This window comes from Blastococcus sp. KM273129 (assembly GCF_021698995.1).
Taxonomy (GTDB): Bacteria; Actinomycetota; Actinomycetes; order Mycobacteriales; family Geodermatophilaceae; genus Blastococcus.
Genome location: NZ_SSXB01000001.1, coordinates 102820 through 116818, shown reverse-complemented (window position 1 = coordinate 116818; position 13999 = coordinate 102820). Strand labels below are relative to the sequence as shown.

Sequence of the window (13999 nt, the reverse complement as noted above, 5' to 3'; positions counted from 1 at the left end):
CAGCGGCGCGGTCGTGTCACTGGTCGGCCGTGGCGGCAGCCCCCTTGAGCACCCACTCGTCCGGCAGACCATCCACCATGGCCGAGTCCTGAGCCGCGTCGATGCGTACCTGAGCGCAACCCACCGCCAGCCCGTTGAGCACGACGTGCCCCCAGGTGGCCGGGAGCCGGGGCTGCAGCGTCAGCGTGCGGGACGGCACGTCCAGCTCGACGCCCAGCAGCGCCCGGACCAGGAGCAGCGGCGCAGCACTGGCCCAGGCCTGCGGCGAGCACGACGTCGGGTACGGCACCGGCTGGCCGAACCTGTGCCGGGCGAAGCCGCAGAACAGTTCCGGCAGCCGCCCGCCGAACGCCGCGGCCGCATCGAGGAGCCCGTTGGCCAACCGGTGGGCCAGCTCCACGGCTCCGGGCAGGTGGGCGTACCGGATGAGGCCGGCCACGGCGATCGCGGTGTCATGCGGCCACACCGAGCCGTTGTGATAACTCATCGGGTTGTAGGCGCCCATGTCCGCGGCCAGCGTGCGCAGCCCGTAGCCGGTGTCCATGCGAGAGTCGGCCAGCCGCTCGATGAGCGCCGCGGCGTGCTCATCGGTGACGATGCCGCTCCACAGACAGTGGCCGACGTTGCTGGTCAGCGCATCCACCGGCCGCTTGTCGCGGTCCAAGGCCACGGCGAACCAGCCCCGGTCGGGCAGCCAGAACCTCTCGGCGAAGGCGGTGCGCAGCTCGGCGGCGCGGTCCCGCAGGCGCTGGGCGGTGTCGGGGTCGCCGAAGGCCTCGGCGAGCTGGGCGCGGGCCAGCCGCGCGGCGTAGGCGTATCCCTGGACCTCGCACAGCGCGATCGGCGCGGCGCCGAGGTGTCCGGCGGCGTCGTTGATGCCGTCGAAGCTGTCCTTCCAGCCCTGGTTGACCAGGCCGCGGTCGGTCGCTCGCTGGTACTCCAGGAATCCGTCACCGTCGCGGTCGCCGTGGTGGTCCATCCACTCCAAGGCGGCGTCGGCGGCCGGCAGGAGCTCACGGACGACCTGTTCCGGAATGCCCCACCGCCAGGCCTCGGCCAGGAGCACGACGAACAGTGGCGTGGCGTCGACGGTGCCGTAGTAGTGGCTGCCGCCCAGGGCGGTGTCCCGGTCGGGGCCCAGCCGCAGCTCGTGCAGGATGCGCCCGGGTTCTTCCTCGGTGTGGGGATCGACCCGTCGGCCCTGCAACCGGGCAAGCGTCTGCAGGGTCCCCTGCGCCAGCGATGTCTCCAGTGGCAGCGCCATGTAGCTGCTGAGCAGGCTGTCGCGGCCGAACAGCGTCATGAACCACGGCGCGCCGGCTGCGACCACGGGTTGGTCGCCGGGCAGGTCGTGGATCTGGAGGACACCGAGGTCGTCTTCGGTGCGCCGCAGCGTCTCGGCGAGCACCGGATGGTCGGCGGTGATCGTCGTGCTGGTCTGGCGCCACCGGCGCAGCTGCTGGGCCGGTCGGCTGGTCTCGACTCCTTCTCCGCGGTTTGCCCTGGGCTGCAGTACGCGGCCGTCGAGCATCGGTTGTGCGGTGACCTCGGCCGACCAGGTGGCGCGTGGTGGCACGACCACCCGCCAGGTGAAGCCTGCGGGGGTGACGATGGGGTTTTCGGTAGCGGCAAGCAGAAGTCCGCGGTCGCCATCGGGCGAGGTCAGGACGAGAGAGTCGTGGTCGACTTGGACGTTCCCCTCCCCCGGGCCGGGTCGGCCCTCCTTCACCGCGAAGAGGTCGGCGAAGTCGGCAGTCACCCATAGCGACAGGCTGGCCGTCGTGGCCTCCGTCCCCAGGTTTTCCACGGTCAGGGCCTCGCGGAGGCCGTCGGCCACCAGCCGCTCCCGAACCAGCAGCAGGGTGCTGTCGGCCCGACCGGGAACGGGCGGCCGGCGCAGCAGGAACCGGGCGCTGTAGGCCTCCTGGCTCAGCACTGACAGCGGGGACGGCGGTGCGCCGTCGAGGCGGAGCTCGAATCGGGACAACACGCGAGCGTCGCGGAAGTACAGCCCCTGCGCGCCACCGGGGATGACGTCCCCGGTGGCCTCGGACAGGCAGAACGTGGCGCCGTCGACCAGGGTGACCAGTCCGCTGCCGGCCGAGACGACCACGGGTTCAGCGGCGTTCAGCGGCGCGGTCATGTCAGCCCACCTCGGCGAGGAAGGTGTCAGCGGCCAGGGTGGGCCGGTAACCGGTCGCCTTCTGGGTCTGTGCAGTGATGGCCTGCCGGTAGGCGGCGACATAGCCCTCGGCCATCCGGTCGGCGGAGAACCGCTCGATCACGCTGGCCCGGCAGTCGTGCGGGTTCAGGCCGGTTACCGCGGCCAGCGCAGCGGGCAACTGGTCGGGGTGGTCGCAGACGAGGCCCGTGACGCCGTCGGTGACCACCTCGGCGACCGCGCCGCCGCGGAGGGCGACCACGGGCGTGCCGCAGACCATCGCCTCGATCATGACCATGCCGAAGGGCTCCTCCCACTGGATGGGGAAGAGCAGGCAACGGGCATGAGCGAGCAGCTCCCGCTTCGTCTTTGCGTCGGCCACACCCATCAGCCGGTCGCTGCTGCGCAGCCGGGGCCGCACCTCACGATCGAAATACTCCTGCTCGACCGGCTCGCTGCACTTGCCGGCGAGCACCAGCGGCACACCCGCCGCATGCGCGGCGTCCAGCGCCAGGTGCGGCGCCTTCTGCGGGTGGAACCGGCCGAGAAACAGTGCGTAGTCACCCTTCTCGGCGCGGAAGGGCCAGTCCTCCGGCCGCAGGGCGTTGTGCACCACGCCGAGCCAGTTCAGGTCTGGTGCCAGCTCGCGCTGCCGGTGGCTGATGCCGATCAGTCCGACGTCGGCGCCGAGGTCGCGGTAGTAGCGGTGCATGTCCGCATCGACCGGGCCGTGCACGGTGAGCACCGTGGGGATGCCGCGCCGCCGGAGCACGGCCGCGTTGAGCGGGCCGGCCAGCGTGTGGTCGTGCACGACGTCGAGCTCGCCGGCGTCGGCCAGCTGCAGGAGAGCGTTGCGGGCCGCGGCGGCGTGCACGATCTCCGGCGTCGGCTCTCCCAGGCGCTGCGGCACCGGCTCCGGCCACAGCGGCACGAACTCCGCCCGGGTCGTCGAGCGACCGGCGCCCAGCAGGGTGACGTGGTGGCCCTGAGCGGCCAGCGCGTCGGCCAGGTCGGCCACCACGGCTTCCACGCCGCCATAGCCGCCCGGCGGAACCTCGAAGTAGGGCGGGGCCACCAGCGCGACCCGCAGCGGCGGGACATGGCAGTCGGAGGCGACGCTCCGTCGCATGGAGCGGGCCCAAAGGTCGGGAGACTGCTTCTCCAGGTCAACCAGCACAGGGATCCTCCGCGAAGGACTTCTGAACCAGAAGACGGACGGCACTGTCCGAGGGGGGCTTGGGTGAGCCGGCAGCGACAGGGCACGCCGCTCACCCACAGCTGTTGATCTAGCAGCCGAGCGGCGAGCTGAGCAACTCGACCGGCCCGCAGCGGCTCAGTTGCGGTCGCACCATGTGTCGTGGGTGCGGTCGCGAACCAGTAGCTGTGGGACCGATCACGCTGCGGTTGCCGGCACCCCGGCCGGGCAATGCCAAAGCTGCCGCCTCATCCGGTGCGCCTTGAGCAGCGACTTTACACTCCGATCCGCTCGGCAAAGATCATGTTGGCGAAGCCCGTGGAGAGCGTCGATGACCGTGCAGCAGGAACAAGTCACGCCCGTCGAGGTCCAGGCGTCGGTCTCAGCAGCGCCGTCACCGTCGTCGCAGCGAGGTCGACCGAACCTGTCGGGCGACCTGCGGTCGATGCTCGAATCCGGTCCTGCCTTCACCTCGGCGCTGCGCGGATACGACCGGTTGCAGGTGGACAACTACGTCGCGTGGGCGGAGCACGAGTTGCTCGCCTCCCGTCGCGCGATCAGCGAGCTTGTGAAGCGACTGGGCAGCCGCGAGGCGGAACTGCAGCGCGCTCAGCAGGTGCTGGCGCAGTCCCCACAGAGCCGGGAGCTGACCGCGCTTTCCGACCGGGTCGCCGAGATGCTGCGCTTGGCGGCGGAGGAGGCCGACGCCGCTCGGGCTGCCGGGGCGGCCGAGGCCGCCGACATTGTCGCGCAGGCCCACGTCGAAGCGGACCTGATTAAGCGACGGGCGCAGCAACTGGAAGCGGAGGCAGCCACCCGCTTCGACGAAGCCGAACGCCTCCGGGCCGACGCCAAGGCCTCGATGGAGCGTGCGCTGGTCAACGCCGAGCGCGTCCGGCAGCAGGCGGCCGCCGAACGACAGCGACTCGATGAGCAGGCAGCGCAGGACCGGGCTCGTGTCGCGGCTGCGGCGGCGCAGCAGTTGGCTGCCGAGGAGGAGCGGTCGCGCGAAGCTCGTGAGGCCGCCGAGGCACAGGCAGCCGCGCGAGTAGCCGACGCCGAGCAACGGCTGGAGCTGCTGCTCGGCCGGCAGGAAGGCGTGCGGGAGTTCCTGCGCCTGCTGACCAATCAACTGGATGAGGCGCTGCGCCTGGTTGCCGACGATCCAGCGCGCGCGTTCTCCTTCTCAGCCAACATCGCTGCGGAACCGGTCGAGGATCGGATGACTTCGCAGACGGATGGGCCCGACGTGGCGCACATCTTGGCCAACGTAGGACACGGTCGCCGAGCGGCTTCCACCACAGGTGCCCGTTCTGCCGCTCAGTCGCTCCCTGCCGCGACGGCGCCCGGTAGGGGCAGGGAGGGCACGAGACCGCGCGAGCGGGCAGCCTTCAGCGGCGCGGCCGACCGTCAGAGGGTGTAGCACTTGGCCAGGGGGTAGGCCGCCGGCACATCACTCGCCACCGGCACATGGCTGTCGACAGGTGCGCCCCATGCCCGGCCGGCATCGGCGAACACATGGTGATGCAGCCGAATCGTGGCCAGCGCCCTGCGCAGCCACCGGCCTGCACCCACCACGGTCATCGTCGCACCGTTCCGGAGCGCCCTGCGGTAGGTCACACTGATGGCCCGCAACCCGCTGGCATCGCAGAAGTGCAACCCCCGGGCGTCGACCACCCAGTGGCTCAGTCCGGCAGCAGCCAAGGCCCGGGCTCCGTCCAGCAGCTGACGGGCGGTCTGGCGGTCCAGCTCGCCGACCAAGGTGATAGAGCCGCGGCTGGTGTCCACACTGACATCTAGCTGCGTTGCCAGCGGCTCCTCGTGATGGTGGGCGGCGAGCCGAACCGGGGACTGCACGCCTGGACCTCCCAGTGCACGCCTCACAGGGGCATGCGCCGGTCAGGTGACCCGGTACTGCGCCGCGCGGACGTCGTGCCCGCCCTGTTGTGTTGGCTCCTCACCGCGCAGGGTATCCAAGATCACCCGCGAGCGGGTATCCCCGCCTCGCAGCATCTGTCGAGGTCAGCGGAGCGCAGGCTTCTGCTCGGGTGAGGCGAGGCCCAGCGCAGGTCAGCCCGACTGTGCCGCTCATCGTCGGAACAAGGACAGCAAGACGCTGGCGACCACCGAGAGGATGAGCATCGAGACCACTGGGATGTGCACGCGCACGTTTTCGCGTTCGATCCGGATGTCTCCCGGCAGGCGTCCGAACCAGGTGAGCCCGCCGCTCCACGCCAACAGGCCAACCACAGCCACCGAGAGCCCTAAGACGACGAGCAGTGGACCGACATCCCGACCCATTGTGTTCCTCCGCCAAGGTCACGAGACCTTCGCGGGATGGCCCATCCGCATCCTGCCGAAACGCGCCGCGACTGGGGCAGAGCGGCACTCGGCACCCTCCGGGTTTCGCTCAACACGCCACCATGTCGGCTGGCACGGCCGCCGCTGGTAGAAGGCAGCGCCGAATCGGCTACCTCGGCGCCCGACAAGCTGCCGAACCGCGTCGGGCTGAGGCGGTTGCACCCATCTCGACGAACGCGCTCACGGCAAGTCCAGCTGCGCGCTGACGATGTGTGCCAGAACGATCGTCACCACATGGAACTCGGTCTTCAACACCACGTGGTCACTGCCGAGGTGGAGCACGGTGCCCACGTACTCGACACCCGGCACAGTCAGAATCCGCATCGGCCGGGCGTCGTGCCCATCGACCAGCAGATCCCTCAGAGTCGCGCCCCACTGCACGACGTCGCTCACCTGTCCTCCTCTTCTCGCTCACCGTCTCGCCACCGAGACCGCTGCTCACTCGCCCACCGGGCTCTCCCCCACCGAGCTGAGACGGCCTGGCTGGACCCGACAGGCCCAGCCAGGGTGACCGCGCCTGAGCCCGAGCAGCTGACATCGTCCTGGTGCCACCCGACGGCTGCCAGCGCGGAGGATCCCCACGTTGTGATGCCCCGGCCCATGGGCCGGTGGAGAACGCACCCCAACCGCAGGCCGAAACTGTCCCCTCTGCCCAAGTTCACCCCGCCGTGACCTGAGGTGGGTGCTGGCCCATGACTCATCGAGCATCGCCCGTCCCGAAGTGTGCCGGTCTACCGCCTGCCGGCTGATCCCTATCAGGAGAGGTGACGTGGAGGAACCGGAAGACACCGATCTGCACCTGGCTACCGCAGCCACGCCTGGCGATGTGCACCGAACGGCGATTGACGGAGGTGCCGTTGAGGCTGCCGACGTCGTGATGGCGGACCCAACGGCGTCGCCATAGACCTCCGCGTGATGAAAGTGCCAGTCACATCGTCGAGCAGGATGTCGCTGCCGGCATGCCGACACACGGTGATCACGTCACCGTCGAGTACGAAGCGTTGGCCCTGCGACAGGACCGGCGATACAAACCAACAGCGCCCTCCCGCCCGTGGCGCCTCGACGGCGTCGGCCGTCGCCAGGTGCGCCCGGCGACCGTGCCGGTCATGCCGCCGCTGCTCGGCGACCAGGGCAACGACAGACAGGCAGAAGGGCCTCGCCCGAGGGTGCACTTGTCGCCGCGACCGCGGCGGCCGCACGACCAACCCCGCGCAGCCAAGACGCCTTCGAACCGATTCGGCGTGGCCCGCGGCGGTCCGAGTCGGGCACCCAGCGGTCTGGGACGGCACTCTGGCCGGCGCAGCCCTTTGTTCGACCGCGCATGAAATCGGGCCGAGCCGGAAACACCCGTGTCGCCTGCAGGCGCACAGCCTCGGGCACCTGCTCCGTCGAACAATGCTGATCTCGAACGGGAGACGCGATGACGACGCTGTGGGACACCACGGGCACGGCCATCGTGAACGAACTGGCCCGGCAACGGCACACCGGCGGCGCCGCGATCTCTGGTCTCGCACTGACGTTGATCGTCATTGCCGACGAAGCCAACGTGGCAGAGGCCGAGGAAGCCGCGGCGACCGCAGCCGCGCAACACCCCTGCCGAATCCTGCTGGTCGTGCGCCGGCAGGTCGACGCCCCGCCGCGGCTGGACGCCGAGGTGCTGGTGGGAGGCCGACTCGGGCCCGCTGAGGCCGTGGTGATGCGGATGTACGGGCGCCTGGGTCTGCACGCCGAGTCGGTGGTCGTTCCGCTGCTGGCCGCGGACGTGCCGGTGGTGACGTGGTGGCATGCCCCGCCGCCGGAGATGCTGGCCACCGACGCGCTCGCCGTCCTTGCCGACCGACGGATCACCGACTGCGCGCTGGCCGACGATCCGTTGGCCGCCCTCTGGACACGCGCCGACGACTATGCTCCCGGCGATACCGATCTGGCCTGGACCCGCAGCACCCTGTGGCGGTCGATCCTCACCTCCACGCTGGACGCAGCCGCCGCCCGGAGCGCGGAGCCGCTGCGGCTGCGCGGAGGCCGCATCGAGGGTGATCCGCGCAACGCCACCGCCGCGCTGGTCGCCGGCTGGCTGCGATGGCGGTGCGGCTGCGCGATCGACGTGGTCAGCAGCGGCCGACCCGCCGGATCCAGCGGCCTCACCGCGGTCACGCTGCACCTGGACCGTGACGAGGAGATCCGCGTCTCGGCCGACCGGCCCGGCCGAGCGGTCATCGTCCAGCCCGGCCGAGCGGACACGACCGTGCCCCTGCCCGAGCGCGGTCTGGGCGACCTGCTCGGTGAAGAGCTGCGCCGGCTGGATCCGGACGAGCCCTACGGCCAGGCCCTGGAGACCGCCACCGGCCGCACCGGCCTGGCCGGCCGGCCCCGGACCCGCCAGCACATCTGGGTGGACCCGACGCAGCCGGCGACCAGGGGCAAGGGAACACCCGGACAGCATGAACGGAACCGCGGGAGTGGTGACGAAGCGACCACTTCAGACCCGGCGGCGGCCGGTGGTGGGACCGCCACCGATCGCGATCCGGGTGAGCCCGAGCTCGTGCGTCGATGAGCCCGTCCCATCCCGGCCGAGCGCCGAGCGAAACCGGGCCGGGCGGCCGGACACGGCCGCACGTCCTTACTCTGGCCGATCCGGACCAGTTGGCGCGGGCGGTCGCGTCGGCGTTGACCGCCCGGCTGGCCGCGGCACAGTCGGTGCACGGCACCGCGTCGTTGGTGCTCACCGGTGGCGGCATCGGCACCGCCGTCTTGGCTCGGGTCGCCACCCTGCCCCCTGCTGATCACCGGCCGGTCGATTGGTCGGCGGTGGAGGTGTGGTGGAGCGATGAGCGGTTCGTGCCCGCCGACGACCGGCAACGCAACGACCTGCAGGCCCGCCGGGCGCTGCTGGATCCGATCGGCGTGCCGGCGGACCGGGTGCACCCGATGCCCGCCTCCGACAGCGGGTTTGCCCGGCCGGAGGACGCCGCCGCGTGGTACGCCGGGCGGCTGGCTGCCGCGGCTGCGCCGGGACAACGGCTGCCCCGCTTCGACGTGCTGCTGCTGGGCGTGGGCGCCGAGGGACATGTGGCCTCGATCTTTCCCGGCCCGACGGTCCTGGCCGACGACCGGCTCGTGGTGGCGGTGCGGAACTGCCCGAAGCCTCCGCCGACCCGCCTGAGCATGACGTTGTCGGCCATCAACACCGCTGCCGAGGTGTGGCTGGTTGTCGCCGGACAGGACAAGGCGGCGGCAGTGACCGCTGCCCTGTCCGGCGCCGATGCACGGTTGCTGCCCGCGGCGGGCGTGCACGGGGTCAGCACAACTCGCTGGTGGTTGGACGGCTCCGCCGCCCGCGCGCTCCCGCGGGCGCAGAAGCGGCCCTGAGCGACCGCCCGCGGGGAGCGACACCACGCGCACGGCGCGCATAGGTGCGGCTGTGCTCTGCCTCGTTCACGAACGCGACTTTCCAGCTGATAGGAATGGCCGGAAGAAGCCGGTATACCCGATTACGGGCAGCTTTATTCCACGGCGCTAACCATCACTGAGGGGCTGACGACCGGGAACAAGCCAATAACTGTCGACGTCTCTAGCAATGCAGGATGTGCACTGTCGCGAGCGCGGCGGTGCTTGGGCTTTCGCGTGAGAGGAGGATCTGATGGCCCCAGCACTGCGCGACTCCCTGCCTTACTCGGAGTTCGCGCCCCGAAGGACCTGGCCGCACGACAGGAACGAGCGCGGCCAGCTCTCTTTCTCCCCACCGTCTCGCCGCCGTTCGTACTTCTCGACCGCGCGCGTCGGCTGGAACGGTGTCAAGACGGCCGTCCTGCTGGCCGCGCTGGGCGGGCTGCTGGTCGGCCTCGGCTCGCTGTTCGGCAACGTCGGCACGACGATCGGACTCGTCGCCGGCCTGGCCGCGGTGGGCGGCTCGTACTGGTTCTCCGACCGGCTGGCGCTGCTGGCCGCCCGGGCGGTGCCCGTCAGTGACCGCGAGCTGCCGGCCTACCACCGCATCGTGCAGGAGCTGGCCGTCGAGGCCGGGCTGCCGATGCCGAAGCTGTATGTCACCCCGGACCGGCAGCCCAACGCCTTCGCAACCGGTCGCAATCCGCGGCACGCGGCGGTCGCGGTCACCCAGGGCCTGCTGGATCTGCTGACCCCGCGCGAGCTCAAGGCAGTGCTGGCGCATGAACTGGCGCATGTCGGCAATCGGGACATCCTGCTGACTTCGGTGGCCGCGGCGCTGGCGACCGGGATCAGCTTTCTGGCGAACGTGATCGGCTGGCTGCCGTTCTTTGGCTCCTCCGACGACGAGGAGGATCCCGGGCCGCTGGCGATGCTGGTCACCGCGCTGGTCGCTCCGATCGCGGCTGCGCTGCTGCAGCTGGCGCTGTCGCGTAGCCGGGAGTACGAGGCCGACCGCACCGGCGCGGCCCTGCTCGGCGACGGACAGGCGCTGGCCAGCGCCCTGGCCAAGATCGACCATGCTGCCCGGTACGTGCCGATGTCGGTGGAGCCGTCGCAGTCCTCGAAGTATCTGGTGAATCCGCTGCGCGGCAGCCGGCGGTCGCTGTCGGTGCTGTTCATGACCCATCCGCCGGTCGCGGACCGCATCGCGCGCCTGGTCGACCACCGGGTCGCGTGAAGCGGCCGGCCGACCACGGTCGAGCGGGGCCAGCGCGTTCCGGCGCGCCACCGGGCCCGGACTCCTGGCCCCGCTGATTCCCCATACCTTTTCTGCGTACCGCAGGCCGGAAGGGGTGAACCATTGTGAGCCGCACCGTTCGAAAGGTTATTCTCGCACTTTTTCTGCCGCTGCTGATGATGGCCAGCGCGTGCAGCGCCGGTCAGGTGACGCAAACTGCGACACAGGAACGGGACAAGACCGGCGGCTTCGGTTCTGTCGGCGATGTGACCATTCGCGCCGTGCAACTGGCCTATCCCCCGGAGGGCATCTACCGACCCGGTGACCAGGCCGAGCTGAGCATGGCGATCGTGAACAGTGGCCGCCAGGACGATGAGCTGCTGTCCATCACCGGCGACTTCTTCACCGGCGTCACCGTCACCGGAGCGCCCGCCGCGACCGCGACCGTTCCGCCTGTCGCCTCCGACACGCTGATCGCGGCGCGACGCGGGGAGGCCGAGCCGGTGACCGCGCCGCCGACAGGTGCGACCGGCACGGCGAACATCCCGCTGCCGGCCGACGAAGCGGTGTACCTGGGCATGAGCGGTGGTCCCTCGGTGGTGCTGACCGGGCTGACCAGGACGATCGATGCCGCACAGTCGATGCCGGTGACGTTGACGTTCGCCCGAGCCGGTGAGGTCACCGTGACGGCCATTGTGGCGCCGGCGCCCGAGCCGCTGCCCCGCGAACCGATCATCGACTTCTGACGCGCCGGCTGGCGGCCCGGCGATCCGACCGAGCGATCGGAACGGGAAGCCGCCTAGTCACTTGCGCGTCGAGGTAGCGACCTGTGGAGGGAGGACCGAAGGTGCGCCGCAGCACGACGCCACCAGCAGTCGGAACGGATGAGCCCCCGGCCACCACCATGCCCACGGCGGGTACCCCAGCCGCCTCCCCCGCGGCTGGCCTGCCCGCCCGGCTCGCACGCTGGGCGACCGTCGTCGTTCCCCTGCTGGCCGTCGGCATGCTGGCTGCCGTCTGGGGGCGGCCGCACCTGTCGCCGCTGGCGCAGGTGGCGGTGGCCTGCCTGCTGGCCGGTTCGGTCCTGGCAGCGGTGCACCACGCCGAGATGGTCGCCCTGCGGGTGGGTGAGCCGTTCGGGTCGCTCATCCTGGCCGTGGCGGTCACGATCATCGAAGTCGGACTGATCGTCAGTGTGATGCTTTCCGGCGGGCCGGGAACCGATTCGCTGGCCCGCGACACCGTCTTCGCCGCCGTGATGCTCACCTGCAACGGGATCGTCGGGCTGGCCTTGCTGATCGGCGCGCTGCGCCACGGGGTCGCGCGGTTCAACGCAGAAGGCACCGGCGCAGCGCTGGCCACCGTGCTCACCCTGGCCGCGTTGTGTCTGGTGCTGCCAACCTTCACGATCAGCGCGCCCGGCCCGACGTTCACCCCGGCCCAGTTAGTGTTCGCCGCCGTCGTGTCGCTAGCCCTGTACGGGCTGTTCGTGTTCGTGCAGAACATCCGCCACCGGGACTACTTCCTGCCGCCCCGCGATGAGGACTCCGACGAGTTTCGCAGCGCTCATCGGCGACGTCGCGCCGGTGAGCATGCCGCGCCGCCCTCGACCCGGTCGGCCCTGACCAGCCTGCTGCTACTCATGGCAGCCCTGATCGGCGTGGTCGGGCTGGCGAAGGTGGAGTCGAAGACCATCGAAGAAGCCGTGACCGGTGCCGGGCTTCCGGCCTCATTCGTCGGCGTCATCATCGCCGTGCTCGTGCTGCTGCCCGAGACCCTGGCCGCGGTGCGCAACGCCCGCCGTGACCGTGTGCAGATCAGCCTGAACCTGGCGCTGGGTTCGGCGATGGCCAGCATCGGCTTGACGATCCCGACGATTGCGGTGGCGTCCTTCTGGCTGCCCGGACCGTTGCTGCTCGGCCTGGGTCCGCTGCAGATTGCGTTGCTGGTGCTCACTGCAGCGGTCGGCGTCCTCACCGTCATGCCCGGACGGTCGACCCTGCTGCAGGCTGCCGTTCACCTGGTGCTGTGCGCCGCGTTCTTGTTCTTGGCCGCCAATCCCTGAGGCCAGCCGCCGACGCATTTGATCCCGACCGTGATGTCACTGTTGCCGCCCTCGGAGTGGGCAACGGTGAACGGCACCTTCTGCCCGGGACCGGCGTCGCGCAGCGTCTCCTCAGGTGGGCCCTCACCCCACCTCAATGCGCGTCGACCAACACCACGCCTGACACAAGACCGGTCACGAGAGCGGCACTGGGGCCGGCGATGGCACCGCTGCGATCTCGTACACCTTGGCGAGGGGATAGGTCGTGGGGACGATCACCTTGGCCGCCGCGGCGTCGCCGCCGTCCATGAGGTGGTGGTCCAGCCGGAGGGAGGCCAGCGCGCGGCGCAACGCAGGACTGGGCCCCGTGATGCTCATCGTCGCGCCGTGCCTGAGCGCCTTGCGATAGCACGCGCTGAGCGCCCTCAGCCCGGTCGAGTCGCAGGATCGAATGTCGTCGGCCTCGATGACCCATCGCGGATGCGGGACCGCGCTCAGGGTGCGCGCTGCGTCAAGCAGGTGGTGAACGGTGTGCCGATTGAGTTCTCCGCCGAGGGAGATGCGGCCGGCGACCAGGTCGATGCTCACGAAGAGTTCACCGGGGGGCTGACGCCTTGTGAGAACGGGCCGTGACGGAGGGCGAACTGGCACCTGCAAGCTCCCGGGCGGCGAGTCCAGCGATGTGCACGCCGGCAGCGTCGGTCTGAATGGTGCACTCAAGCGGGCGATCTGCCCGGGCTCTGGCTGTTGAACCCTGCGCGCAACGTACGTGACGCGTGTCGCGACGACAAGCGGTGCGCACACCGTCGAGCAGGGGTGCTTGGGCTCGCTGTCGGTTTCCGCCTACCCGAGCGAATGGGAGCGGGCCCAGAACCTGCAGACTGCGTCGCGTGCGGTGACCGAGCAAGAACATGATGATGGAGCGGTTGCGGCTGGCCGCCGATCAGGCGTTCCCGACCTTGACTCGAATCTCCTAGCAGACGAACACCGAGGTGTGCGACGTCGCTGCGCGCCTGGTGCAGACCGGTGAGTTGCCCGGGCTGCCCGACCGCTCATGACGCCCCGCTCGACCGGTCCCCCGGGGACAGGCCCGCCTGCTGGCGACCGGGTACTTGCCGGCCGGCGACCACGGGCGGTGGCTGCTGGTCGTCCGGAAGCCCAACATCGGTGCCGCCCCGCGACGGCACCGGTCGGATGGCCCGGCGGCGCAGCAGTTCGCCCGGGTTGGCGCGAGTCTGCCGCGCGCCTTCGAGGTGTGTGTAGGTGCAGCGCTTCATTGGATCCGCGCGGTGGCATTCCAGCGGATCGCTGTCGTTCCCTGTGACCCCTCTGTTTGATGAAGGATTGCGGCTGCACCGAGCACGGCCTGGTGAGGTTGGCGGTGGCTGCCGTTCCCTGGCCGGCGTGTGCATGTGCGACGGTTCCGTGACGCGCCACATCCGCTTACCGGCCTGGCGGCGAGCGGTTGTCGGTTGTTCGGCTGCGACGCAGGCTGGTGGCAACGACAAGGAAGAGGTTTCCCGCTGTGCATCCCCGCGCTCTTTCTGCCATTGATCGAGCGCTGGGGCGCCGAAGGGGGCCGAGATGGGCACGACGCCTGCAGGACCGGAC

Annotated in this window: 12 protein-coding genes; 6 read left to right on the top strand and 6 right to left on the bottom strand. The window is 70.5% G+C overall.

Features of this window, described 5'->3' with window-relative positions:
• Positions 1-16: 16 nt before the first annotated feature.
• Positions 17-2143: a glycogen debranching N-terminal domain-containing protein gene (locus E9565_RS00550; protein WP_236833811.1), complete on the bottom strand. Its 2127-nt coding sequence runs from the start codon at positions 2141-2143 to the stop codon at positions 17-19.
• A 1-nt stretch (position 2144) separates the two neighbouring features.
• Positions 2145-3290 carry a glycosyltransferase family 4 protein gene (locus E9565_RS00545; protein WP_236833810.1) on the bottom strand — a complete coding sequence of 382 codons (1146 nt, stop codon included), beginning with the start codon at positions 3288-3290 and terminating at the stop codon, positions 2145-2147.
• A 397-nt stretch (positions 3291-3687) separates the two neighbouring features.
• Here E9565_RS00545 and E9565_RS00540 point away from each other — a divergent pair, with 397 nt between their 5' ends.
• The gene (locus tag E9565_RS00540; RefSeq protein WP_236833809.1) at positions 3688-4779 is read left to right on the top strand and encodes a DivIVA domain-containing protein; all 1092 of its coding nucleotides are present in this window, start codon (positions 3688-3690) and stop codon (positions 4777-4779) included.
• Here E9565_RS00540 and E9565_RS00535 read toward each other — a convergent pair.
• The 3 genes from E9565_RS00535 to E9565_RS00530 form a co-directional block, all read right to left on the bottom strand.
• Positions 4767-5213, bottom strand: a complete 447-nt coding sequence (locus tag E9565_RS00535) for an STAS domain-containing protein (RefSeq protein ID WP_236833808.1) — start codon at positions 5211-5213, stop codon at positions 4767-4769. The genes E9565_RS00540 and E9565_RS00535 overlap by 13 nt on opposite strands.
• A 231-nt stretch (positions 5214-5444) precedes the next feature.
• On the bottom strand, positions 5445-5657 hold the full coding sequence (locus tag E9565_RS23465) for a DUF2905 domain-containing protein (protein ID WP_374201712.1): 213 nt from the start codon (positions 5655-5657) through the stop codon (positions 5445-5447).
• A gap of 240 nt (positions 5658-5897) precedes the next feature.
• On the bottom strand, positions 5898-6110 hold the full coding sequence (locus tag E9565_RS00530; protein WP_236833807.1) for a hypothetical protein: 213 nt from the start codon (positions 6108-6110) through the stop codon (positions 5898-5900).
• A gap of 1027 nt (positions 6111-7137) precedes the next feature.
• On the opposite strand from E9565_RS00530, the gene E9565_RS00525 reads away from it, so the two are divergent.
• The 5 genes from E9565_RS00525 to E9565_RS00505 all read left to right on the top strand — a co-directional run bounded on the left by E9565_RS00525 (position 7138) and on the right by E9565_RS00505 (position 12409).
• Complete coding sequence (locus E9565_RS00525; RefSeq protein WP_236833806.1) at positions 7138-8271, top strand: glucose-6-phosphate dehydrogenase assembly protein OpcA; 1134 nt, start codon at positions 7138-7140, stop codon at positions 8269-8271.
• Entirely contained in the window at positions 8268-9086 is an 819-nt protein-coding gene (pgl, locus tag E9565_RS00520) for a 6-phosphogluconolactonase (protein ID WP_236833805.1), read from the top strand. Before E9565_RS00525 ends, pgl begins: the two co-directional genes overlap by 4 nt.
• 271 nt (positions 9087-9357) lie before the next feature.
• Positions 9358-10344 (top strand): M48 family metalloprotease, encoded by a 987-nt coding sequence (locus tag E9565_RS00515; RefSeq protein ID WP_236833804.1) that lies wholly within the window; start codon positions 9358-9360, stop codon positions 10342-10344.
• 125 nt (positions 10345-10469) lie between these two features.
• Complete coding sequence (locus E9565_RS00510) at positions 10470-11090, top strand: copper chaperone PCu(A)C (protein ID WP_236833803.1); 621 nt, start codon at positions 10470-10472, stop codon at positions 11088-11090.
• 101 nt (positions 11091-11191) lie between these two features.
• The gene (locus E9565_RS00505) at positions 11192-12409 is read left to right on the top strand and encodes a calcium:proton antiporter (protein WP_236833802.1); all 1218 of its coding nucleotides are present in this window, start codon (positions 11192-11194) and stop codon (positions 12407-12409) included.
• Positions 12410-12583: 174 nt separating this feature from the next.
• On the opposite strand, the gene E9565_RS00500 is transcribed toward E9565_RS00505, so the two are convergent.
• Positions 12584-12976 (bottom strand): STAS domain-containing protein, encoded by a 393-nt coding sequence (locus tag E9565_RS00500; protein ID WP_236833801.1) that lies wholly within the window; start codon positions 12974-12976, stop codon positions 12584-12586.
• Positions 12977-13999: the final 1023 nt, after the last annotated feature.